This window comes from Allobosea sp. OK403 (assembly GCF_900113835.1).
Taxonomy (GTDB): domain Bacteria; phylum Pseudomonadota; class Alphaproteobacteria; order Rhizobiales; family Beijerinckiaceae; genus Allobosea.
Genome location: NZ_FOQV01000003.1, coordinates 454,462 through 476,738 on the forward strand (window position 1 = coordinate 454,462; position 22,277 = coordinate 476,738).

19 protein-coding genes are annotated in these 22,277 nt (G+C 65.6%); 10 read left to right on the forward strand and 9 right to left on the reverse strand.

Annotated elements, in window-relative coordinates:
• Window positions 1-76: 76 nt before the first annotated feature.
• Window positions 77-985, reverse strand: coding sequence for a LysR family transcriptional regulator (gene gcvA / locus BMZ97_RS13395; protein WP_092170020.1), 909 nt, complete (start codon window positions 983-985; stop codon window positions 77-79).
• Between the two features lie 229 nt (window positions 986-1,214).
• Between gcvA and BMZ97_RS13400 the strand changes: the two genes are divergently transcribed.
• The 4 genes from BMZ97_RS13400 (at window position 1,215) to BMZ97_RS13415 (ending at window position 7,085) form a co-directional block, all read left to right on the forward strand.
• Window positions 1,215-2,735, forward strand: a complete 1,521-nt coding sequence (locus BMZ97_RS13400) for an L-piperidine-6-carboxylate dehydrogenase (protein ID WP_092170022.1) — start codon at window positions 1,215-1,217, stop codon at window positions 2,733-2,735.
• Between the two features lie 141 nt (window positions 2,736-2,876).
• Window positions 2,877-4,094 carry an acyl-CoA dehydrogenase gene (locus BMZ97_RS13405; RefSeq protein WP_092170025.1) on the forward strand — a complete coding sequence of 406 codons (1,218 nt, stop codon included), beginning with the start codon at window positions 2,877-2,879 and terminating at the stop codon, window positions 4,092-4,094.
• 125 nt (window positions 4,095-4,219) lie between these two features.
• Window positions 4,220-5,410 carry a CaiB/BaiF CoA transferase family protein gene (locus BMZ97_RS13410; protein WP_092170027.1) on the forward strand — a complete coding sequence of 397 codons (1,191 nt, stop codon included), beginning with the start codon at window positions 4,220-4,222 and terminating at the stop codon, window positions 5,408-5,410.
• Entirely contained in the window at window positions 5,403-7,085 is a 1,683-nt protein-coding gene (locus BMZ97_RS13415) for a thiamine pyrophosphate-binding protein (protein WP_092170030.1), read from the forward strand. The genes BMZ97_RS13410 and BMZ97_RS13415 overlap by 8 nt, the downstream gene beginning before the upstream one ends.
• A gap of 14 nt (window positions 7,086-7,099) precedes the next feature.
• Here the strand turns inward: BMZ97_RS13415 and BMZ97_RS13420 are convergent, their stop codons facing one another.
• The 7 genes from BMZ97_RS13420 to BMZ97_RS13450 form a co-directional block, all read right to left on the reverse strand.
• Window positions 7,100-7,630, reverse strand: coding sequence for a cytochrome b (locus tag BMZ97_RS13420; protein WP_175525546.1), 531 nt, complete (start codon window positions 7,628-7,630; stop codon window positions 7,100-7,102).
• A gap of 23 nt (window positions 7,631-7,653) precedes the next feature.
• Window positions 7,654-8,217 (reverse strand): YceI family protein, encoded by a 564-nt coding sequence (locus tag BMZ97_RS13425; RefSeq protein WP_092170035.1) that lies wholly within the window; start codon window positions 8,215-8,217, stop codon window positions 7,654-7,656.
• A 68-nt stretch (window positions 8,218-8,285) separates the two neighbouring features.
• Complete coding sequence (locus BMZ97_RS13430) at window positions 8,286-8,906, reverse strand: HdeD family acid-resistance protein (protein WP_092170038.1); 621 nt, start codon at window positions 8,904-8,906, stop codon at window positions 8,286-8,288.
• 161 nt (window positions 8,907-9,067) lie between these two features.
• Window positions 9,068-10,036, reverse strand: a complete 969-nt coding sequence (gene tal / locus BMZ97_RS13435; RefSeq protein WP_092170040.1) for a transaldolase — start codon at window positions 10,034-10,036, stop codon at window positions 9,068-9,070.
• A 107-nt stretch (window positions 10,037-10,143) separates the two neighbouring features.
• Window positions 10,144-10,980 carry a carbohydrate ABC transporter permease gene (locus BMZ97_RS13440; protein WP_092171387.1) on the reverse strand — a complete coding sequence of 279 codons (837 nt, stop codon included), beginning with the start codon at window positions 10,978-10,980 and terminating at the stop codon, window positions 10,144-10,146.
• Window positions 10,980-11,852: an ABC transporter permease subunit gene (locus tag BMZ97_RS13445; protein ID WP_175525582.1), complete on the reverse strand. Its 873-nt coding sequence runs from the start codon at window positions 11,850-11,852 to the stop codon at window positions 10,980-10,982. Before BMZ97_RS13445 ends, BMZ97_RS13440 begins: the two co-directional genes overlap by 1 nt.
• Before the next feature lie 109 nt (window positions 11,853-11,961).
• Window positions 11,962-13,344: an ABC transporter substrate-binding protein gene (locus BMZ97_RS13450; protein WP_092170046.1), complete on the reverse strand. Its 1,383-nt coding sequence runs from the start codon at window positions 13,342-13,344 to the stop codon at window positions 11,962-11,964.
• A gap of 229 nt (window positions 13,345-13,573) precedes the next feature.
• Here BMZ97_RS13450 and BMZ97_RS13455 point away from each other — a divergent pair, with 229 nt between their 5' ends.
• The 3 genes from BMZ97_RS13455 to BMZ97_RS13465 all read left to right on the forward strand — a co-directional run bounded on the left by BMZ97_RS13455 (window position 13,574) and on the right by BMZ97_RS13465 (window position 17,878).
• Window positions 13,574-14,551 (forward strand): ABC transporter substrate-binding protein, encoded by a 978-nt coding sequence (locus tag BMZ97_RS13455; protein ID WP_092170048.1) that lies wholly within the window; start codon window positions 13,574-13,576, stop codon window positions 14,549-14,551.
• A gap of 33 nt (window positions 14,552-14,584) precedes the next feature.
• Window positions 14,585-16,348: an ABC transporter permease gene (locus tag BMZ97_RS13460; protein ID WP_092170051.1), complete on the forward strand. Its 1,764-nt coding sequence runs from the start codon at window positions 14,585-14,587 to the stop codon at window positions 16,346-16,348.
• A gap of 225 nt (window positions 16,349-16,573) precedes the next feature.
• On the forward strand, window positions 16,574-17,878 hold the full coding sequence (locus tag BMZ97_RS13465; RefSeq protein ID WP_092170054.1) for a diguanylate cyclase: 1,305 nt from the start codon (window positions 16,574-16,576) through the stop codon (window positions 17,876-17,878).
• Between the two features lie 23 nt (window positions 17,879-17,901).
• Here BMZ97_RS13465 and BMZ97_RS13470 read toward each other — a convergent pair whose 3' ends face one another.
• Window positions 17,902-18,843, reverse strand: a complete 942-nt coding sequence (locus BMZ97_RS13470) for a LysR family transcriptional regulator (protein ID WP_092170057.1) — start codon at window positions 18,841-18,843, stop codon at window positions 17,902-17,904.
• A gap of 125 nt (window positions 18,844-18,968) precedes the next feature.
• Between BMZ97_RS13470 and BMZ97_RS13475 the strand changes: the two genes are divergently transcribed.
• From BMZ97_RS13475 to BMZ97_RS13485, 3 genes are read left to right on the forward strand one after another with little or no spacing between them, the layout of a single operon-like run.
• Complete coding sequence (locus BMZ97_RS13475; protein ID WP_092170059.1) at window positions 18,969-20,465, forward strand: CoA-acylating methylmalonate-semialdehyde dehydrogenase; 1,497 nt, start codon at window positions 18,969-18,971, stop codon at window positions 20,463-20,465.
• A gap of 20 nt (window positions 20,466-20,485) precedes the next feature.
• Window positions 20,486-21,055 carry a hypothetical protein gene (locus BMZ97_RS13480; RefSeq protein ID WP_092170062.1) on the forward strand — a complete coding sequence of 190 codons (570 nt, stop codon included), beginning with the start codon at window positions 20,486-20,488 and terminating at the stop codon, window positions 21,053-21,055.
• Window positions 21,052-22,206, forward strand: coding sequence for an isobutyryl-CoA dehydrogenase (locus BMZ97_RS13485; protein WP_092170065.1), 1,155 nt, complete (start codon window positions 21,052-21,054; stop codon window positions 22,204-22,206). Before BMZ97_RS13480 ends, BMZ97_RS13485 begins: the two co-directional genes overlap by 4 nt.
• Window positions 22,207-22,277: the final 71 nt, after the last annotated feature.

Here is a 22,277-nt window from a genome sequence, read left to right on the forward strand (position 1 = left end):
AGCCGGCTCTCAACTAAAAGCGAGAGCAGGATCAATGCGAAAAACCGGTGCCCACTTTTTCGCATCCTGCTCTGGCTCACGCGCCGCATTCGCCGAGCAGCCAGTCGCGGAAGGCGACCACTGCCGGCAGCCCGGCCTTGGCCTCGGGATAGACCAGATAATAGCCCTCGGAGCCGGTCACCGGCCGATCGACGGGGATGACGAGCGCGCCCAGGCGCAACTCCTCCTCGACGAGGAAGCGCGGCACGATGGCGAGCCCCAATCCGGCGACCGCGGCCTGCGAGACCATGGCGAATTGCTCGAAGCGCGGCCCCATCAAGGCGCGTTCGGGCGGCAGGCCCTGCTGCTCCAGCCAGTTGGCCCAGGCGCGCGGCCGCGTCGATTGCTGCAGCAAGGGCGCGCGCAGCATGTCCGCCGGCTCCGCCAGGCCAAGCCGCGCCACCAGGGACGGTGCGGCGACGGGGATGATCTCCTCGCCCATCAAGCGGTGCAGCCTGGCGCCGGCCCAGACGGGATCACCGAAATGGATGGCGGCATCGACCTGCTCGCGAGCGAAGTCGAAGGGCACCAGCTTGGTGGTGAAGTTGATCGTGATGCCGGGATGCGCCTCGATGAAGCGCGACAGGCGCGGGATCAGCCAGCGCGTGCCGAATGTCGGCAGGATCGCCAGATGCAGCACGCCGGCCGCGCCGCGAAAGGCCATGGCCGAGACGGTGGCCGCGGCCAGCCGCGACAGACCGTCCCTGATCTCGGCCGCATAGGCGCTGCCCGCCGGCGTCAAGCTGACACGCTGCCTGACGCGCTGGAACAGGCCGACGCCGAGAACCTTTTCAAGATGCGCGACCTGCCGGCTGACAGCGCCTTGCGTCAGGTTCAGTTCCTCGGCAGCGCGCGTGAAGCTGCCATGCCGCGCCGCCGCCTCGAAGGCAGCGAGCGCCGAGAGCGAAGGCACCGAAAGCCGGCCCGGGACGATGTCAAAGTTCATGATAAACTCTCATCAAGTCGTGAGAACATATCGATTGCTCATGCGGGGTGGAAGAGGGCATTCTTCGCGCTTCCGGCGCGGCGGCTCGAAGTCCCGCGCCGCTTGGCGTGTTTCGCTAGGGCAGGATGCGGAAAAGTGGGAACCGGTTTTTCGCATTGATCCTGCTCTGACTTTTAGATGAGAGCCGGATTCAGATGTCCGGCTCTAGCGACGGGTTTGGAATTCACAGATGGCTTCATCTTTGCCGCAAGACGCGCTGGCGCTGCTCAAGCGCCTCGGCGTAACCGACGCCGCCTTCGCCAAGGCAGGCCTCCCCGCCCATTCGCCGGTCACGGGCGAGGCCGTCGCCACGCTCCGCGAGACGAGCCCCGCCGAGGCCGAGGCCGCAATCGGTCGGGCCCAGAGCGCCTATCTCGCCTGGCGCAAGGTGCCGGCGCCGCGCCGCGGCGAGTTCGTGCGCCTGCTCGGCGAGGAACTGCGCGCCTCGAAAACCGATCTCGGCCTGCTGGTGACGCTTGAAGCCGGCAAGGTCGTCTCCGAGGGCCTCGGCGAGGTCCAGGAGATGATCGACATCTGTGATTTCGCCGTCGGCCTCTCGCGCCAGCTCTATGGCCTGACCATCGCGACCGAGCGCCCGAACCACCGCATGATGGAAACCTGGCACCCGATCGGCGTCTGCGGCGTGATCTCGGCTTTCAACTTCCCGGTCGCGGTCTGGTCGTGGAATGCCGCACTCGCCTTCGTCTGTGGCGACAGCGTCGTCTGGAAGCCCTCGGAGAAGACCCCGCTGACCGGCATCGCTGTGCAGGCGATCGTCGAGAAGACGATGAAGCGCTTCGGCCCCGAGGCCCCGGTCGGCCTCTCCGAGATCCTGATCGGCGGTCGCGAGATCGGCGACCTCCTGGTCAGCGACCATCGCGTGCCGGTGGTCTCGGCCACGGGTTCGACCCGGATGGGCAAGGAGGTGGGCCAGAAGCTCGCCGCACGCTTTGCCCGCGCCATCCTCGAACTCGGCGGCAACAATGCCGCGATCGTCGCGCCCTCAGCCGATCTCGACATCGCGCTGCGCGGCATCGCCTTCGCGGCGATGGGCACGGCCGGCCAGCGCTGCACCACGCTGCGCCGCCTGATCGTGCATGAGAGCGTCTATGACGCGCTCGTTCCCAAGCTGATCAAGGTCTATGGCAGCGTCAAGATCGGCGATCCGCGCGAGGCCGGCGTGCTCGTCGGACCGTTGGTCGACGAGGCCGCCTTCAAGGGCATGCAGACCGCTCTCTCCGAGGCCAAGGCCGCCGGCGGCAAGGTCCATGGCGGCGAGCAGGTCACGGTCGGCGCGGGCGGCTTCTATGTCCGCCCTGCCCTGGTCGAGATGCCCTCGCAGACCGGCCCGGTCGAGCGCGAGACCTTCGCGCCGATCCTCTATGTGATGAAGTACAAGACGCTCGACCAGGCGATCGCGCTGCAGAACGCGGTCGGCGCCGGCCTGTCCTCCTCGATCTTCACGCTCGACATGCGCGAAGCCGAGATTTTCGTCTCGGCCGAGGGCTCCGACTGCGGCATCGCCAACGTCAATATCGGCCCGTCCGGCGCCGAGATCGGCGGAGCCTTCGGCGGCGAGAAGGAAACGGGCGGTGGCCGCGAGGCCGGTTCCGATGCGTGGAAGGCCTATATGCGCCGCGCGACGAATACGCTCAATTACGGCACGACATTGCCGCTGGCGCAGGGCGTCAGCTTCGATGTGGATGCTTGACGATTTGAGCTGAGGAAACACGCCGTCATTGCGAGTGTAAGCGAAGCAATCCAGGAGCGGCAACGCTCTACGTCCCCTGGATTGCTTCGTCGCTTCGCTCCTCGCAATGACGGTGAGCAGCGAACAAGAGGGAGACACACCATGGCCGAAGCCGCTCGCAGCCACTCCACCAGCCACAAGCTGGCCGAGTTCACCTGGGACGACGCCTTCCTGCTCGATGAGCAATTAAGCGAAGATGAGCGCCTGATCCGCGACACCGCCCGCGATTTCGCGCAGGAGAAGCTGCAGCCGCGCGTCTCGGAAGCCTATCTCAACGAGACCACCGACCGCGCCATCTTCAACGAGATGGGCGAACTCGGCCTGCTCGGCGTGACGGTGCCCGAGGAATATGGCTGCGCCGGCGCGAACTACGTCTCCTACGGGCTCGTCGCCCGCGAGGTCGAGCGCGTCGATTCCGGCTACCGCTCGATGATGTCGGTACAGTCCTCGCTGGTGATGTACCCGATCTATGCCTATGGCGACGAGAACCAGCGCAAGAAGTACCTGCCCAAGCTCGGCTCGGGCGAATGGGTCGGCTGCTTCGGCCTGACCGAGCCCGATGCCGGTTCCGACCCCGCCGGGATGAAGACCCGCGCCGAGAAGGTCGCTGACGGCTACAAGCTGACCGGCTCGAAGATGTGGATCTCGAATTCGCCGATCGCCGATGTCTTCGTCGTCTGGGCGAAATCGGCGGCGCATGACAACCAGATCCGCGGCTTCATCCTGGAAAAGGGCATGAAGGGCCTGTCTGCCCCCAAAATCGGCGGCAAGCTCTCACTTCGCGCCTCGATCACCGGCGAGGTCGTCATGGACGGCGTCATCGTTCCCGAAGAGAACCTGCTGCCCAACGTCTCCGGCCTCAAGGGTCCGTTCGGCTGCCTGAATCGCGCCCGCTACGGCATCTCCTGGGGCGTGATGGGCGCCGCCGAGGATTGCTTCCACCGCGCCCGCCAATACGGGCTCGACCGCAAGCAGTTCAACAAGCCGCTGGCCCAGACGCAGCTCTACCAGAAGAAGCTCGCCGACATGCTGACCGAGATTTCGCTCGGCCTGCAGGGCTCGCTGCGCGTCGGGCGCCTGCTCGACGAGGGCAAGATGGCCCCGGAGATGATCTCGCTGGTGAAGCGCAACAATTGCGGCAAGGCACTCGACATCGCCCGCCAGGCCCGTGACATGCATGGCGGCAACGGCATCTCGATCGAGTACCAGGTGATGCGCCACGCAGCCAATCTCGAGACGGTGAACACCTATGAGGGCACGCATGATGTGCATGCGCTGATCCTCGGCCGGGCGATCACCGGCTTGCAGGCGTTTTTCTGATCCTCAGCCGTCATTCCGGCCGCAGCGAAGCGGAGAGCCGGAATCCATCATAGAGCACAGCGCCCTTCGATGGATTCCGGTTCTCCCTGCGGTCGCCCGGAATGATGGCGTTCAGGTTGTTGTCGATGTCCCCAGCCCCTCCCCTTGCCGGCCTGCGCGTCCTCGAACTCGCGCGCATCCTTGCCGGTCCCTGGATCGGCCAGCTTCTGGCCGATCTCGGCGCCGATGTCGTCAAGGTCGAGGCGCCCGAGGGCGACGACACCCGCAAATGGGGCCCGCCCTTCGTCGAGGGCGTCGGCGACGAGCATCTCTCGGCCGCCTATTTCCACTCGGCCAATCGCGGCAAGCGCTCGATCACGGCCGATTTCCGGACCTCGGAAGGCCAGGCGCTGGTGTATCGCCTCGCCGCCCATGCCGATGTCGTGGTCGAGAACTTCAAGGTCGGCGGCCTGGAGAAATACGGGCTCGATGCCGCCGCGATGCGCGCAGCCTTCCCGCGCCTGATCTATTGCTCGGTCACCGGCTTCGGTCAGACTGGCCCCTACGCGCCGCGCGCCGGCTACGACTTCCTGGTGCAAGGCATGGGCGGGCCGATGTCGGTGACCGGCGAACCGGCGGGCGCGCCGATGAAGGCAGGCTATGCCGTCGCCGACATCTATACTGGGCTTTACGCCTCGGTCGGCATCCTCTCGGCGCTGCGCCGGCGCGACGCGACCGGCGAGGGCGCGACGCTCGACATGGCGCTGCTCGATGCCCAGGTCGCCGTGCTCGGCAACCAGGCGATGAACTATCTCGTCTCGGGCAATCCGCCGCCGCGGCTCGGCAACGCGCACCCCAATATCGTGCCCTATGACGTCTTTCCCGTCGCCGATGGCCACATCATCATCGCCACCGGCAATGACGGGCAATGGCGCAAGCTCTGCGACGTGCTGGGCGGCGCCGAGCTCGCCAACCACCCCGACTATGCCGACAACAAATCCCGCGTCGCCAATCGCGCGCCGCTGACGATTGCACTCCACGCCCTGACCCAGCGCTACGGCAAGGCCGACCTGCTGGCGGCGCTCGAGGCGGTCGGCGTGCCGGCGGGGCCGATCAATTCCGTCGACGAGGTCTTTGCCGACCCGCAGATCATGGCGCGCGGCGTCAAGGTCGATTTGCCCAGCGCCGCCGCCAAGGGTGGGACGATCCCGACCGTCGCCTCGCCGATCGTGATCGACGGCGTCAGGCAAGTGGCGGGACGGCCGAGCCCACGGCTCGGCGAACATCACGACGACATCCTGAACGACCCGGCCTGGGGAGGGCCGCACCATGGCTAATCGCACAGGCGGGCAGATCCTCGTCGACCAATTGCTGATCCACGGCGCGACCGACGCCTTCTGCGTACCCGGCGAGAGCTACCTTGCCGTGCTCGATGCGCTGCATGATGCGAGCCTGAAGGTCACCGTCTGCCGGGCCGAAGGCGGCGCCTGCATGATGGCCGAGGCCGCCGGCAAGCTGACGGGCAAGCCCGGCATCTGCTTCGTGACGCGCGGCCCAGGCGCCACCAACGCCTCGCCCGGCATCCATATCGCCGACCAGGATTCGACGCCGCTGATCCTCTTCGTCGGCCAGATCGAGCGTGGCATGCGCGAGCGCGAGGCCTTCCAGGAGCTCGACTACCGCGCCGTCTTCGGCACCATGACGAAATGGGCGACCGAGATCGACGATGCCGCGCGCATCCCCGAGATCATCAGCCGCGCCTTCCATGTCGCGACCGCCGGCCGACCCGGCCCGGTGGTGATCGCGCTGCCAGAGGACGTGCTGACCGACCTTGCCGACGTGGCCGATGCACAGCCCTATCAGGTCACCGAGACGCACCCGTCCCTGCTCCAGACCATCGATCTGCAGAAGCGGCTCTGGGCGGCGAAGTCGCCGGTTGCGATCCTCGGCGGCTCACGCTGGAGCCCGCAGGCGATCGAACGCTTCACCCGCTTCGCCGAGCGTTTCGACCTGCCGGTCGCGGTCTCCTTCCGCCGGCAGATGCTGTTCCCGGCCGACCACCCGAACTTCGCCGGCGATCTCGGCATCGGCCCCAATCCCAAACTCTTGAAGCGCATCAAGGAGAGCGATCTCGTCCTGCTCGTCGGCGGGCGGCTCTCGGAGATGCCGAGCCAGTCCTACACGTTGTTCGGTATCCCCGAACCCGGCCGGCCCTTGGTGCATGTCCACCCCGATGCCGAGGAACTGGGCCGCGTCTACCGGCCATCCCTGGCGATCAACGCCTCGCCGACCGCCTTCTGCGCCGCGCTGGAGACGGTGCATCCGCCGCAGGAGATTCCCTGGGCCGGCGCTGCCGCGGAAGCCCATGAGGCCTATCTCGGCTGGACCGAGCAGCCCGCGCCGGTAGCGGGCGCCTTCCATCCCGGCGAGGCCGTGACCTGGCTGCGGCGCCACCTGCCCGACGACGCGATCCTGTGCAACGGCGCCGGCAACTACGCCACCTGGGTGCACCGCTTCCATCGCTTCACCAAATTCGCGACGCAGCTCGCGCCGACCTGCGGCTCGATGGGCTATGGCGTGCCCGCCGCGATCGGCGCCAAGCGGCTGTTTCCTGAAAGGACGGTGGTCGCCTTTGCCGGCGATGGCTGCTTCCTGATGAACGGGCAGGATTTTGCGACGGCGGTTCAGTACGATCTGCCTGTCGTCGTCGTGGTGATCGACAACGGCATGTACGGCACCATCCGCATGCATCAGGAACGCGAATATCCCGGCCGCGTCTCGGCGACGGAATTGAAGAACCCGGATTTTGCGGCCTATGCCAAAGCTTTTGGGGGCCATGGCGAGCGTGTCGAGACCACGGCCGAATTCGGCCCTGCCTTCGAGCGGGCGGTCGCGAGCGGCAAGCCGGCGATCATCCATTGCCTGCTCGATCCGGAGGCGATCACGCCGGCGAAGTCGCTCTCGACGATCCGGGCCGAGGCCTTTGCCGAGCAGGCGCAGAAAGGCGCTTGAGCCTTAGCGGCCTGCTAGCCCCTGAACCACATCCGGCGCAGCAGGCCATCGCCCCAGACCATGCGGTGGAACAGGACCGCGCCGAGATGGATCAGCCCGAGCACGATGAGCAGGTCGAAGACCCGCTCATGCAGGGATAGCATCATCTCATAGGTCGCCTTGTCGGGACCGATGAGATGAGGCACCGCGAACCAGCCGAAATACAAAGTCGGGATCTGGATCGGCGCAGCTGACACCATCAGCATTCCGGTCAGCGGCAAGGCAGCCAGGCAAAGATAAAGCCCGCCCTGAACCGCGCCGGCGGCAAGGCGCTGCCATGGTTCGGGACGCGTCGGCGGCGGAGCCGGCAAGGCGAGACGCAAGCCAAGCCGCAGCAGTACGAAAACCGCAACCGTCAGGCCGATGGATTTGTGCAATTGATAGAGCTCGAAGCGGCCGACGAGATCGCGCGTCTCATCGCCCATCAGCCTGGCGAGCAGGAACTGGAGCGCGATCAGCAGCAAGGTCAGCCAATGCAGGGCGACGATCGCGGGGTGCCATCGCATTGGATGGCGCGCCTCGGCAGCCGTCATCGCGACAGCTGTCCCTTGATCGCGATCTCGACCAGATCGTCGACGACATTGACGTCCCGGCCGATGCCGAAAGCAGGACGCATGAACGAACCGCTGGCGTGGAAAGGCAGCTTTTCGCCACGCCGCGCCTTGTCGAGATCGCCATCCACCACGGCATTGACCACGATAGGATGGGTGACGGAGCGGATGGTGAGCTGGCCATTGATCTGCAGGCTGCGTTCGCCGGTTCGGGTCACGCTGACGGAATTGAAGCTCGCCGTCGGGCTATGGCCGGCATCCAGCATGCTCTCGCCGGTGATGAAGCCGTCCATCAGCGCCGAGCCCGCCTTGATCGAACCGGTTTCGATCGCGACCCTGATCCGGCTCTTCTCGGGCTGGTCGAAATCCAGCGCCAACGTGCCGTCATAGCGCTCGAAACGGCCTGTGGCGACGACTGCGCCGAAGCGGCGTGCGACGAAGCTGATCTCGGTCGAAGCGCGGTCGAAGCGCCATGTCGCCTGCGCCGAGGCGGGGCCGGCGAGGAACAAGGCGAAGATCGCAAGGGATAAGCGGTACAGCATGACCGCGATCTATCGCGCCCATGATGGCCGCGCCATGGTGACGAACCACCGCACACGTAAAGGTGATGTTACGCCTCCGCCGCGGGCGCGGCCCGCTTGGCGATGACGCCATCGAAGGTCGAGCGGATTGCCCGGGCCAGAGCGATGCAGGCCCAGCCCTGGAAGATCAGCTCCACGGCAAGGAAGGTGCCGAGCACCCAGAGGCTCGATGCCGGCCATTGCATCAGGATCAGGGTGCCCAGCGCGAGCGACAACAGCCCTGAGACCAGCACCCAGATCCAGGCTGGCATCGGCCGCGTCTGGAACGCAACGACGATGCGCAAAAGCCCCGCCACGACGAGCGCAGCGCCGGCGAACAGGGTCAGCGACACCGTCGCCACGACCGGATTGATGAAGACCATGACACCGACGGCGAGATAGAGCAGGCCGATCAGGATATGCATCAGCCGGCTCTTCCAGCCGCCATGCCGGAAGGCGTCGATCAGCATGATCACGCCACCGGCGAAGATCATGGCGCCGAACCAGATCGTGCTGGCGATGCTGAGCAGGCCGACGGCGCCCAGGCCGAGTATGCCGAGGATCACCAGGGCGATGCCGGCCGCCAGCAACCAGCCCCAGTTGCGGCGCAACGGCACCAGATGCGTGCCGAGCGAAGACGGATGATGCGCGGGAGTCGGGGCTTGCGACATGGCTTCATCTCCGGTGGGAGCTGAGCTGCAAGCTCTCACCCCGGGCCGGCGACGTCAATATCGCGGCTTTAGAGGCTATTTGGAAACTCCAGCCCTCATCCTGAGGCGCCGCGCAGCGGCGTCTCGAAGGATGAGGGCTCAGGAGGTTTCCAAACGGACTCTCAACCGAGCCTTGCCGCCACGAGCTTCCTGAGCCCGCGCAAATCCTTGACGAAGCCGCGAATGCCCTCAGCCAGCTTCTCCGTGCCCATGGCGTCCTCGTTCATGGCGAAGCGGAAGGCCTTCTCGTCGAGGACGATTCTGCTTCCGCCGGGAGAAGCCACTTGCGGCGAGGAGGCCGGGGACAGCTTGCGCGGCAGATCGCCGGTCGCCGCGGCCAGTTCGTCGAGCAGGCCGGGCCCGATCGTCAGCCGGTCGCAGCCGGCCAGCGCCTCGATCTCCCCGGTGTTGCGGAAGGAGGCACCCATCACCACCGTCTTGATCCCGAACGCCTTGTAGTAAGCGTAGATGCCCTTGACCGAGACGACGCCGGGATCGGTCTCGGCGGTGTAGGGACCGCCGCCCGCCTTGACGTGCCAGTCGAGGATGCGGCCGACGAAAGGCGAGATCAGGAAGGCCTTGGCGTCCGCGCAGGCGACCGCCTGAGGCAGGGCGAAGAGCAGCGTCAGATTGCAGTCGATGCCCTCGGCCTGCAGCACCTTGGCGGCCTGGATGCCTTCCCAGGTCGAGGCGATCTTGATCAGGATGCGGTCGCGCTCGATGTCGCGCTCCTGATAGGCGGCGATGATGGCGCGCGCCTTGTCGATCGTCGCCTGCGTGTCGAAGGAGAGATCGGCATCGACCTCGGTCGAGACCCGGCCGGGCACGATCTTGGTCAATTCCGCCCCGAAGGTGACGGCGAGCCGATCGCAGACCGCATGCACGGCCTTCTCGCCACCGCCAGCCTTCTTGCCCCAGCTGATCGCCTCGTCGACGAGATGGGCATAGGCCGGGGTCTCCACCGCCTTCAGGATCAACGTCGGGTTGGTGGTGCAATCGACCGGCTTCAGCCGGCGGACTGCCTCGATATCGCCGGTGTCGGCGACGACGGTCGTCATCTCGCGGAGCTGGTCGAGCTTGGAAGCGGTCATGATGGTCCTGCTATGGTCCGTATCGAAAGAACACCCGAACCTGCGGCGCTGTTCCCGCGCGGTCAAGCAAGCCGGCGACAGGGCCGGCCTGCGCGGGTGGCGAAGGCTCAGCTCTTGACGGCGCCCGCGGTCAATCCGCCGACCATGTTCTTGCGGAAGCCGTAATAGATCACCGCCGGAGGGATCGCATAGAGCAGGCCCGCCGCCATCAGCAGGTTCCAGGGCGCGTCGTCGGCCGAGAGGAACAGCCCCAGCCCCACGGCAAGCGGAACCGCCTTCTCATTGGAGAGCAGCAGGAAGGCGTAGAGATACTCGTTCCAGGCGAGCAGCAGCGCATAGATGCCGATGACCACCATCGAGGGCTTCATCAGCGGCAGGTAGACCAACCGGAAGAGCTGCAGCGAGGTCGCGCCGTCCATGATCGCGGCCTCGTCGAGCTCCTTGGGAAGCTTGTCGGAGGCCTGCTTCAGCACCCAGATCGCATAGGGCGAGGCCAGTGCGACCATGGCCAGGATCAAGGCGGCTTGCGTGTTCAGCAGGCCGTAGGAGCCCATCGCCTTGTACATCGGGATGGCGAGAAAGGCGGCCGGGATCAGGTAGGTTGCCAAAGCGAGGTTCATGATCGTGCGCCCGCCCTTGACCTTGAGGCGGGAGATCGCGAAGGCGGCGAAAGTGGCGATGAACAGCGTAAGCAGCCCGGTCGTGATCGCGATGAAGAAGCTGTTGAACATCTGCCGCCAGAAATTCGTCAGGTAGTAGTGCTGCTGCTGGAAGACGATCTGGAAATTCTGCAGCGTCGGCTTGGCCGGCCACAATGTGCCCGCCAGCATCGCCTCCTGGCTGGAGATCGAGAGCACGAACAGGTGGTAGATCGGCAGCAGCGTCCAGATCAGGACGGGAATGGCGATCAGGATCAGCTTTCCCTCGTCGAGAGCCTTTTTCATCATTCGGCTCCCTTCGAAAGACGCTTCACCATGAAATAGACCATCGGCAGGATCAGCGGCATGGCGACGATGATCGAAGCGATGCCGAGATCGAGATTGTTGTTGCGCATGTAGCGGATGCCGAGCGTCGAGAGCACATGGTTCAAATCGCCGGGACCGCCACCGGTGAGCAGGTAGACGCTGTTGAAGTCGCCCAGCGTCCAGATCATCGAAAGCATGGTCGAGGTGACGTAGAGCGTCGCCAGCGAGGGCCAGGTGATGAATTTGAACTGCTGCCATTTGTTTGCACCGTCGACGCTGGCGGCCTCGTAGAGATCCTGCGCGATGGCGAAGCGCCCGGTGATCAGGATCAACGTCCAGAACGGCAGCGACTTCCAGATATGGACCATGATCGAGCTGGCGAAGGCCAGCGTCGGATCCGTCAGCCAGCCCGGCCCTTCGACGATGCCGAACAGGTGGAAAAGCTGCTGGTTGATCATGCCGTTCTCGGGGTTGAGCATGACCCGGAACGAGAGAATGGTCGGAATTGACGGCACGGCCCAAGGCAGGATGAAGATCACCAGGACGATGCGAACCCAGGCGCGCTGCGCCACGAAGAAACCAGAGAGCCAGAGCGCGATCAGGAATTTCAGGTTCACCGCGATGAACAGGAAGACGATGGTGTTGACCACCGTGCGAATGAAGATCGGGTCGGCGAAGAGCGCGCGGTAGGAATTCCAGTTGAGGCCGAGCCAGAGGCCGTAAGCGACGGGGTAGACCACCATCACGGCGAAGACGAGGACATAGGGCGCCAGCATGATCGCGCCCCAGAGCGCGCGGTCGCGGGTATGGCCCGAAACCGCATCGCTGGGTGCCGCGACCGGTGCGGCCATCGTGGTCGCTGTCATAACCTACTCCCTCGGTCTCGCCGTCATACTGGGACGGGTCGGCGCCCCGCGGCTCTTGCGGCCGCAGGGCGCCTGTTCGTTAGGATCGGCGGCGTCAGCCGGCGATCTGCTTGATGCGGGCGATCATCTCGTCCACTGCGACGTCAGGCGCGATCTTGTCCTGAACCACGCGATTCACCGCCTTGGCCCAGACGTTCTCGGCGTTCACGGTCGTGAAGTTGTAGTTGTAGACGAACTGGAACGGCACGGTGCCATCGCTGTACTGTTTATGGACGATCGCGCGATGCGGATCCTTGCCGTCAGTCCAGAACGGGCTCTTGGCGCCCGCGATCGTCGTCGGGAACCAGCGACCGACCGAGCCTTCGACGAAGGGACGCAGGTTTTCGTCCTTGAGCAGGAACGCCATGAATTCCTTGGCGCGCTTCTTGTTCTTGGCGTCGGCGAAGATCACGGCCGTCTTCACCGCAGCCAGGTTCGGCATGACGCCGCCATCGGGCTTGAGCGGGAATTCGGCAGTGCGGATGTTGTCCTCGTAATTCTTCTTGGCCTGGGCGCGCTGCTCGGCGGTGAGCGCAGGATTGTTCATGTCGTCGAGATGCTTGGCGGCGATCGAGATCGTCGCGTTATGCGTCAGCACGGTCGTGCGGTTGTGGAAGGCGACGTTGTTGTCGGGATCCAGCCAGTTGACCGAGGATGGCGGCGAGCAGCCGCGCTGGAAGATGTTGGCATAGGACTTCACCGCTTCGATCATCGCCGCCCTGTTCTTGGGCTGGTCGAGCACGATCTTGCCGTTCTCGTCGACCACCTGCGCGCCATAGGCGTTGGCGAAGGTCAGGAAGCTGTAGAAGGTGTCGGACGCCGCGATGCCCATGGGATGGCCGATGCCGTAGATGCGCTTGCCCTTGGCTCGCAGCGAGCCCTGGACCTTGTCGCACCAGAAGTCCCAATAGCCGTTCCAGCCCTTGGGGATATCGCTTTCCTTGAAGCCGGCTTCCTCCAGCATGTCCTTCCAGTAGGTGATGTGCATCATCTGCTGTTCGACGGGGAAGGCGTAATAGGACTTCTTGCCGGTTTTGTTGTTCATCAGGAAGGTCGTCGCCAGCGCCTGCGGCTGGAACTCGGCTTTCATCGGCTCGATGACGTCGGTGACGTCCTCGAGCTTGCCTTCGAAGGCCCATTTGCCGGTGGTGCGGAAATCATAGGTCGTGCAGAAGCCGACATCGGGCGGCGTGCCGGCCTCGATGGCGCCGACCGATTTGGTCACGCAATCCTCGGTCGCGTAGAGGGAGAGATCGACCTTGACGCCGGTCGCCTTCTGGAACTTGTCGACGACGGCCAGCAGCGCGTCATCCTCGCCCTTGTAGAAGCCCTTGGTGAACCAGACCGTGACGGTCTCTTGCGCGAGCGCCGCGCCGGACCAACCCGCGGCAATCGCCGCGAAGGCCGCCCCAGTGACGAGACAACGAACCGATTTCATCGATAACCTCCCATTTAAAACGTTTAATGCCGACGATTTAGGACGTCTTGTCGAGGACACTAGCTGAAAAGCGCTCGGACAAACAAGCCGGTGCAATGCGGGAAATTCGGGCAGTCCAGGTTACCGGCACGGCGCGGCGGCGGATCGCTGGCGCTTTCATGGATATGTCATATAGGGGGCCTAACGGCCCTGACGGACCCGGCCGGGTCGAGGCCCATGGGAGGCGGCGATGCGCGCCAAGATCTTGATCGTATTGGCAGCTGCGAGCGCGCTCGCCGCCACGACGGCGCCGGCCGCGGAGGGCAAGCTCGTCCTCTACACCAGCCAGCCCAACACCGACGCGCAGCAGACGATCGATGCCTTCAAGACGCTCTATCCTAAAGTCGAAGTGAGCTTCGTGCGCGACGGCACGCCGCGCGTGATGGCGAAGCTGCGCGCCGAGATCGAAGCCGGCAGCCCGCAGGCGGACCTCCTGCTGATCGCCGATTCGGTGACGATGGAAGGCCTGAAGCAGGAGGGCCGGCTCCTCGCCTATGACGCAGCCGATGTCTCCGCCTATCCAGCCGGCATCCACGACCCGCAGAAGATGTGGTTCTCGACCAAGCTGATCACCACCGGCATCGTCTACAACAACAAGGCTGCGCTGAAGCCGACGAGCTGGGCTGATCTGGCGAAGCCCGAGGCCAAGAACCTGCTCGCCATGCCGAGCCCGTTGAATTCGGGCGCCGCCCTGATCCACACCATGACGCTGGCCGGCAACCTGCCGGGCGGCTGGCGCTATTACGAGCAGCTGAGGGACAATGGCGCGCTCGCGGCCGGCGGCAATGGCGACATCCTGCGCCAGGTCGCCACCGGTGAGAAGCTCTACGGCATGATCGTCGACTTCATGCCTATCCGTGAGAAGGCCAAGGGCGCGCCGGTCGAGTTCGTCTTTCCCAGCGAAGGCGTCTCCGCCGTCGGCGAGCCGGTCGCGATCCTGAAATCGACGAAGAACCCGGAAGCCGCGAAGGCCTTCGTCGATTTCCTGATCTCCCGGGAAGGCCAGGCGCTGGCGCTGCGCCAGGGCTATGTCGCGGCCCACCCCGATGTCGCGCTACCGGCTGGCTATCCGACGCGGGACGCGATCAAATTGATGCCGTTCGACGCCGCCCAGGCGCTTGCCGGCGAGGCCGCGGCGCGCAAGCGCTTCAGCGCGATCTTCGAGTGAGCCCAGCGTGACGCGCACCCCGCCGCCCTTGCAATGACGCTCATCGCCCGCCCCGGCTGGCAGCGCGACGCCGCGCGCCCGACCTGGCCAGCTCTGGGTCGGCTTTTGCGTCTGCGCCAGCCGGAGGGGCTTGGACTGCCAGTTGCTGTCACGCTTACCGCCCTGCTGCTCGGCGCCCTGCCCTTCCTGCGGCTCGCCATCGCGGCCCTTGCGCCGGGCTGGCAGTTTGCTCCCGACGCCGCGCTGGAACAGATCGGCAGCCGCGCGGCGGTCAATGCGACGCTCCATACACTGGAGACGGCGGGCTTCTCCGCGCTCGCAGCCTTGCTGATCGGCGGCACTGTGGCGCTTGCACTCGGTGTCACCGACCTGCGCTATAAGCGCCCCCTCGCCTTCTTCTTCGTGTTCTCGATGATGATCGCGCCACAGGTCGCAGCTCTTGCATTCCTGAGCCTGTTCGCGCCGCACTCGCCGATCCTGGAGGCGCTTGGCCTGTCTCCTGCCCCAGGCACGCCAAACCCGTTGCTCGGGCGCGGCGGCATCATCCTTGTCATGGCGCTGCATCATGCGCCGCTGGTCGCGATCACGCTCTGGACCGGCCTGCGCAGCGTGCCGCATTCCCTGGTCGAGGCGGCGCAGATGGAGGGCGCGGGACCGGCGACGATCGTCGCGCGCATCCTGCTGCCGGTGCTGCGGCCGCAGATCATCGCCGCCGCGCTGATCGCTTTTGTCGCCGGCATCGGCAATTTCGGCATTCCGGCGCTGCTGGGATTGCCGGTGAACTACCTGACGCTGCCGACGCTGATCTATCGGCGGCTGGCGAGCTTCGGGCCGGCCGGACTGTCAGACGCCGCCGCGCTCTCCCTGCTGGTGGCCCTGGTCGCCGGTTGCGGCATCCTGGCGAGCGTGCTGGCGACACGGCGCGCCGGCGGCAAGGTCGAGATCGAGCGGCCGCTGCAGCCGTTCTGGACGCTCGGGCGCGCGCGGCCGCTGGTTGCCGGCGTACTCTGGACGTTGCTGGCGCTGAAGCTCGGCCTGCCTTTTCTGGCGCTGCTTTGCGAGGCGCTGACGCCGGCGCTCGGCGTCGCCCTGTCCTGGCAGAGCCTGACGCTGGATAAATTCACCGAGGTGCTGCTGCGCCAGGATGTGACAATGCGGGCCTTCCGCAACTCCTTTCTGTTCGCCGGCTCAGCCGCCCTGCTGCTCGCTCTGACCTCGATCGGTTTCGCCTATGCGTTGGAGCGGCGCATGGGCAGGTTCAGGCGTGTCGTCGAGCTCGTCATCGAACTGCCCTATGCTCTGCCCGGCGTCGTGCTCGCCATCGCCAGCATCCTGCTCTTCCTGAAGCCCTTGCCGCTTCTTGGGGTGAGCCTCTACGCCACGCCTTTCATCATCCTCTTCGCCTATCTGGCCCGCTTCCTCCCGCTGGCGCTGAAGGCGCCCGTCGCGGCGATGGCGCAGATCGAGGCGCATCACGAGGAGGCAGCGAAGCTCGACGGCGCGAGCCTCTGGCAGATGCTGCGCTTCATCGTGGCGCCGATCCTGGCTCCGGCGGCAACCGTCTCGGGCCTGATGGTCTTTCTCGTCGCCTTCAACGAGTTGACCGTCTCGGCGCTGCTCTGGTCCTCGGGCACCGAGACCCTCGGCGTCGTGCTGTTCAGCCTGAAGGAGGCAGGGCTCGCCGGCGAGGCGGCGGCGGTCGCGATCAGCGCCTCCCTGATCATTTTCGCGGTGATGCTGGGACTTGATCTGTGCGGCAAACGCCTGCCGCGGAACGTGCTGCCCTGGCGGATCTGACGGAGCCCCCCGACAGCTCGACAGGGTCCGAGCCGGCCTTGTCCTGTCCAGACGTTCCAGCGGATGAGACAAGTGCGGCCGGCAACCACAGGTTAATCCGACATTTACCCTGGATGGCCAGTTTCGACCGGAGCTGGAAAACGCCCTGCTCCCTGGACAACCGAGCTGGTATGCCGCCTCGAACCATGACGAATTGCCAGGACGCGTCGTAAGGATTCTGCGCCGATGAATTACCGCGCCGCTGTTCGTCGCAAATCCGAGCCGGTCGCCGATATGCGCAAGCTTCTCATCGTCGAGGATTCGAAGACCTTCTCGAAGGCGCTGCGCAAGCTCCTCGCCGAGGAGACGGGGCTATCCGTCGTGACATGCGCATCGCTGAACGAGCTGCACGAGGTCGTCACCGAAGAGCCTGAGGCCTACGGCATCGCGGTGGTCGATCTGAACCTGCCGGATGCGCCCGACGGCGAAGCGATCGACTTCACGGTGCAACGCGGCATCCCGACCATCGTCTTCACGGGGAGCTTCGACCTGCAGACGCGCAGCCGGATCATGGAGCGCGACGTCATCGACTATGTCCTGAAGAACAACGAGTTCGCGCTGGACACGCTGGTCACCGCGGTCAAGCGCGCCTTGTCCAACCGCGAGATGCGCATCCTCGTCGTCGACGACGTGACGACCGCGCGCAAGCACCTCGCCAGGATGCTGGCGGTGCAGCAATACTCGGTCATCGAGGCCGGGTCCGGCGCGGAGGCATTGTCGCTGCTCGAGGCCAATCCCGACATCCAGATCGTCGTTTCCGACTATAATATGCCCGATATCAACGGATACGAGCTGACGCGCAAAATCCGCCGCATGGTCGGACCGGACAAGCTGCGCGTGATCGGGGTATCCTCCACGACCGACATCGCCGTTTCCGCCGGTTTCCTGAAAGCCGGGGCCAACGACTTCATTTCGCGGCCGTTCATGCCTGAAGAGCTGCAATGCCGGATCGCAAACAATGCGGACACGCTCCTGCAACTGAAACAGCTCCAGGAATTGGCGTCCCGCGACTATCTCACCGGGCTCTTCAACCGCCGGCATTTCTTCGAGAATGGCCCCAAGCTCATCAAGACCGTGCAGGCGCGCCCTTCAAGCACGGTCGCGGTTCTCGATATCGACCACTTCAAGCAGCTCAACGATACGCACGGCCATGACATCGGCGACCGGGTGCTCGAATTGGTCGCCCGTTGCCTCAAGGATGCGGTCGAAGGCACCGGCAACCTGCTTGCCCGTCTCGGCGGCGAGGAGTTCGTCATCCTGTTTCCCGGAATGGCCCCGGCCGCCGCGATGCGCTTCAGCGATCACCTCCGGCTGGATATCTCGCATGCAACCTTGCAGATCGGGGCCGAGACGATCTCCGTCACAGCCTCGATCGGCGTTGCCGAGGCCGATCCGGCGGATCGTTTCGATCATTGCCTGCGCAGCGCGGACCAGGCGCTCTACGCGGCAAAGCAGCAAGGCCGGAACCGGGTCTGCCTTGCCGCGACCTGACGCTCCGGCCCAGCGAAAACGCTCTATCCCTCGACCAAGGCGGGCCGCGATACCGCCGCGGCAGGCTGTTCGCCCATCAACAGCGCCCGCGACGCCTTCGCCTCGCGCACGACGAAATCGACGATGGCGCGGACGCGGGCGACATCTTTCAGATCGGCATGGACCAGGAGCCAGAAGGATCGCGTGATCGAGACAGTCTCGGGCAGGACAGGCACGAGGCGCGGCTCGCCTTCGGCCATGAAATGGTGGATCACCCCGATGCCGGCTCCGGCGACGACCGCGTTCATCTGAGCCAGCACGCTCGAACTCTGGACCTGGGCGCGCAGGCCCTTGGCGACCTCGTCGAGATAATCGAGCTCGGGCGTGAAGATCAGGTCGTCGATATAGCCGACGATGCGGTGATCGAAGAGATCTTCCGGTTTCTCGACCTTCGGCATCGCGTCGAGATACTCCCGCGCGGCATAGAGCCCGAGCCGGTAGTCGGAGAGCTTGCGCGCCACGACCTTGCCCTCCTTGGGCGGGGCGAGCGTGATCGCGACATCGGCTTCCCGTTTCGACAGCGAAAGCAGGCGCGGCATGGCAATGAGCTGGATCTCGAGGCCGGGATAGGCGCTCGCCAGCTTGGCCAGGCGCGGCGCCAGGAAGGTGGTGCCGAAGCCGTCGGGAGCGCCGATCCGGACCGTGCCGGCAAGCGCCATGTCGGCGCCGCCGATATCGCTCTGGATCGCCAGCGCCTCGGTCTCCATGCTCTCGGCCTTGGCCAGGAGCCGCTCGCCATGGGCGGTGAGCGTGTAGCCCTGCGGCCGGCGCTCGAAGAGCTTGGCCTTGAGCGCTTCCTCCAGCGAGGTGATGCGGCGCGAGACCGTGGCGTGGTCGGCCCCGAGCCGGCGCGCCGCCGCCGTCAAACGGCCCGAGCGCGCGACCGCCAGGAAGAAGCGCAGATCATCCCAGTCGAACCGCTCCAAAGGCGCTCTCCCCGATATTCGCTTTTCCGCACGACATCCTATCCATCGTCGCTATAGCCGTGCGCAAACGAGAATGGTAGGGGTGACACCGGTCTCAGGACATCACCATTCGTAGGGAGGGCGCGATGCGTCAGGTTGGGCATTTCATCGGCGGCAAGCATGTCGCGGGCACTTCGGGCCGCACTGCCGACATCTATCAGCCCATGGACGGAAGCGTCATCGGCCAGGTCGCGCTCGCCTCGGCCGCCGAGCTGCGCGCAGCCGTCGAGAACGCCGCCGCCGCCCAGCCGAAATGGGCCGCGGTCAACCCGCAGCGCCGCGCCCGCGTGCTGATGAAGTTCCTCGACCTGATCGCGCAGAACAATGACGAGCTCGCCGAGATCCTCGCCCGCGAGCACGGCAAAACCATTCCCGACGCCAAGGGCGACATCCAGCGCGGCGTCGAGGTGGTGGAATTCTCGCTCGGCGTGCCCAACCTGATGAAGGGCGAGTTCACCGACGGCGCCGGCCCCGGCATCGACATCTATTCGCTGCGCCAGGCGCTGGGTGTCTGCGCCGGCATCACTCCGTTCAACTTCCCGGCGATGATCCCGCTCTGGAAGCTTGGCCCCGCGATCGCCTGCGGCAACGCCTTCATCCTGAAGCCCTCCGAGCGCGACCCCGGCGTGCCGATGCGGCTCGCCGAACTCTTCATCGAAGCGGGCGGACCTCCCGGCATCCTCAACGTCGTCAATGGCGACAAGGTCGCGGTCGACGCGATCCTCGACGACCCCGACATCAAGGCGGTTGGCTTCGTCGGTTCGACTCCGATCGCGGAATACATCTATGCCCGCGGCTGCGCGGCCGGTAAGCGGGTGCAGTGCTTCGGCGGCGCCAAGAACCACATGGTCATCATGCCCGACGCCGACATGGACCAGGCTGTCGATGCGCTGATCGGCGCCGGCTACGGCTCGGCCGGCGAGCGCTGCATGGCGATCTCGGTCGCGGTTCCCGTCGGCAAGGCCACCGCCGACGAACTGGTGAAGCGCCTCATTCCCCGCGTCGAGAGCCTCAAGATCGGCCCCTCGACCGACACCGCCGCCGATTACGGCCCGGTCGTCACCAAGGCGGCGATGGAGAAGATCAAGGCTTATGTCGATGTCGGCATCGAAGAGGGCGCCAGCCTCGTCGTCGACGGCCGCGCCTTCAAGATGCAGGGCTATGAGAACGGCTTCTATGTCGGCGGCTGCCTGTTCGACAACGTCACCAAGGATATGCGCATCTACAAGGAGGAGATCTTCGGGCCGGTCCTCTCCGTGCTGCGCGCCGAGACCTATGACGAAGCGCTGAAGCTGACCAACGACCACGAATACGGCAACGGCACCGCGATCTTCACCCGCGACGGCGATGCGGCGCGCGACTTCGCCTCCAAGGTCCAGGTCGGCATGGTCGGCATCAACGTGCCGATCCCGGTGCCGCTGGCCTATTACACCTTCGGTGGCTGGAAGCGCTCCTCCTTCGGCGATCTCAACCAGCACGGCCCGGACTCGATCCGCTTTTACACCAAGACCAAGACCGTGACGGCGCGCTGGCCCAGCGGTATCAAGGACGGGGCAAGCTTCGTCATTCCGACGATGAGCTGAGCGGGCGCGCGGAGGCGGCGATGACGCGATTGCCACAGGTTCAGACGATGATGCTCGTCTTCCTGTGCTGCGCGCCTGACGCCATGGCACAGCCGGACTTCGACGGTCCGGCTGTCGTCGCCTCCGATGCGAGCCGCTGCACCCCGGACAGGACCGCCCAGGCGCCGCTGGGCGAGCCCGAGACCGTTGCCTGCCGCAGGCTCTGGCAGGACGCCGTCGCGATGTCGCGCCAGCGCGCGCTGCTCGCGCAGATGCGGGCGCAGCGCGAACGGGCGGAGATGCTCGAGACCGCTCGCCTGCTGGCAATGCGCAGCGCCGTGGCGAAGCGGCCGCCGGCCACGATCGAAACCTTCCTCGGTGACGGCCAGCTCGCCTATGGCGATGTCGTCGTCATCGAAGGCGGCCCGCGGGTCTTCGTCGGCCGCCCCGGCGACAGCCCCGATATCAGGGATTTCGTCTCCCTGGCCTCGCCGCGCTCCCCGCATAGGAGGCGCGCAGCGCAATATGAAGGCGCGCTTCCCGAAGGCAGGAGCCTGCAGCTCGGCGAAGCGCCACGGAAACCGCCCAGCCGCCAGGAGCGCCAGCCTTGACGCCGTTCTCGCTCACCGAAGACCAGATCGCCATCCAGGAGATGGCGCTTAGCTTCGCCGCCGACACGCTGGCCCCCAATGCCATGCGCTGGGACGAGGAGAAGCATTTCCCGGTCGCGGAAATGCGCGCCGCCGCCGCGCTCGGCATGGGCGGCATCTACATCAACGAGGATGTCGGCGGCTCCGGCCTATCGCGGCTGGATGCCGCGCTGATCTTCGAGGCGCTCTCGACGGGCTGCCCGACGGTTGCGGCCTTCATCTCGATCCACAACATGTGCGCCTGGATGATCGACCGCTACGGCTCCGACGAGCAGCGCAAGAGCTTCCTGCCGAAACTGTGCACGATGGAGCATCTGGCGAGCTACTGCCTGACCGAGCCCGGCGCCGGTTCGGACGCAGCCGCCCTGAAGACCAAGGCGGTTCGCGATGGCGACACCTACATCCTCGACGGGCAGAAGCAGTTCATCTCGGGCGCCGGCGTCTCCGACATCTATGTCGTGATGGTGCGCACCGGCGAGGCCGGCCCCTCGGGCATTTCGACCGTCATCGTCGAGAAGGGCACGCCCGGCCTCTCCTTCGGGGCCAATGAAAAGAAGATGGGCTGGAACGCGCAGCCGACGCGGGCCGTGATCTTCGAGAATTGCCGCATTCCCGTCGCCAACCGGATCGGGCCGGAAGGCATCGGCTTCAAGATCGCCATGGCCGGGCTCGATGGCGGCCGGCTCAATATCGGCGCCTGCTCGATCGGCGGGGCGCAGGGAGCGCTCGACAAAGCTCTGGCCTATGCACAGGAGCGCAAGGCCTTCGGATCGCGCATCGCCGATTTCCAGGCGCTGCAGTTCAAGCTTGCCGACATGGCGACCGAGCTGGAAGCGGCACGAACCTTCCTCTGGCGAGCGGCCGCCTCGCTCGACGCCAAGACGCCGGACGCGACGAAACTCTGCGCCATGGCCAAGCGGGTCGCCACCGACACCGGCTTCGAGGTCGCCAACCAGGCGCTGCAGATCCATGGCGGCTATGGCTATCTCGCCGATTACGGCATCGAGAAGATCGTGCGCGACCTCAGGGTCCACCAGATTCTCGAAGGCACCAATGAGGTGATGCGGATGATCGTCGCGCGCGGGCTGGTTGGACGGGCGAAGGGGAATTGACGCCGAAGGCGTCATCCCGGACGCCGACCGGCGATCCGGGATCGTTAAGACGAGAAGGCGCTTTTTTCTGA

Excerpts from the sequence above, each read along its gene's own strand:
- BMZ97_RS13400 (WP_092170022.1), top strand. The coding sequence starts at position 1,215 with ATGGCTTCATCTTTGCCGCAAGACGCGCTGGCGCTGCTCAAGCGCCTC.
- BMZ97_RS13420 (WP_175525546.1), bottom strand. The coding sequence starts at position 7,630 with ATGCGATGGCACCCCGCGATCGTCGCCCTGCATTGGCTGACCTTGCTG.
- BMZ97_RS13455 (WP_092170048.1), top strand. The coding sequence starts at position 13,574 with ATGCGCGCCAAGATCTTGATCGTATTGGCAGCTGCGAGCGCGCTCGCC.
- BMZ97_RS13450 (WP_092170046.1), bottom strand. The coding sequence starts at position 13,344 with ATGAAATCGGTTCGTTGTCTCGTCACTGGGGCGGCCTTCGCGGCGATT.
- gcvA (WP_092170020.1), bottom strand. The coding sequence starts at position 985 with ATGAACTTTGACATCGTCCCGGGCCGGCTTTCGGTGCCTTCGCTCTCG.
- BMZ97_RS13480 (WP_092170062.1), top strand. The coding sequence starts at position 20,486 with ATGACGCGATTGCCACAGGTTCAGACGATGATGCTCGTCTTCCTGTGC.
- BMZ97_RS13445 (WP_175525582.1), bottom strand. The coding sequence starts at position 11,852 with ATGGCCGCACCGGTCGCGGCACCCAGCGATGCGGTTTCGGGCCATACC.
- BMZ97_RS13465 (WP_092170054.1), top strand. The coding sequence starts at position 16,574 with ATGAATTACCGCGCCGCTGTTCGTCGCAAATCCGAGCCGGTCGCCGAT.
- BMZ97_RS13475 (WP_092170059.1), top strand. The coding sequence starts at position 18,969 with ATGCGTCAGGTTGGGCATTTCATCGGCGGCAAGCATGTCGCGGGCACT.
- BMZ97_RS13410 (WP_092170027.1), top strand. The coding sequence starts at position 4,220 with ATGTCCCCAGCCCCTCCCCTTGCCGGCCTGCGCGTCCTCGAACTCGCG.
- tal (WP_092170040.1), bottom strand. The coding sequence starts at position 10,036 with ATGACCGCTTCCAAGCTCGACCAGCTCCGCGAGATGACGACCGTCGTC.
- BMZ97_RS13415 (WP_092170030.1), top strand. The coding sequence starts at position 5,403 with ATGGCTAATCGCACAGGCGGGCAGATCCTCGTCGACCAATTGCTGATC.
- BMZ97_RS13405 (WP_092170025.1), top strand. The coding sequence starts at position 2,877 with ATGGCCGAAGCCGCTCGCAGCCACTCCACCAGCCACAAGCTGGCCGAG.
- BMZ97_RS13425 (WP_092170035.1), bottom strand. The coding sequence starts at position 8,217 with ATGCTGTACCGCTTATCCCTTGCGATCTTCGCCTTGTTCCTCGCCGGC.
- BMZ97_RS13460 (WP_092170051.1), top strand. The coding sequence starts at position 14,585 with ATGACGCTCATCGCCCGCCCCGGCTGGCAGCGCGACGCCGCGCGCCCG.
- BMZ97_RS13440 (WP_092171387.1), bottom strand. The coding sequence starts at position 10,980 with ATGAAAAAGGCTCTCGACGAGGGAAAGCTGATCCTGATCGCCATTCCC.
- BMZ97_RS13430 (WP_092170038.1), bottom strand. The coding sequence starts at position 8,906 with ATGTCGCAAGCCCCGACTCCCGCGCATCATCCGTCTTCGCTCGGCACG.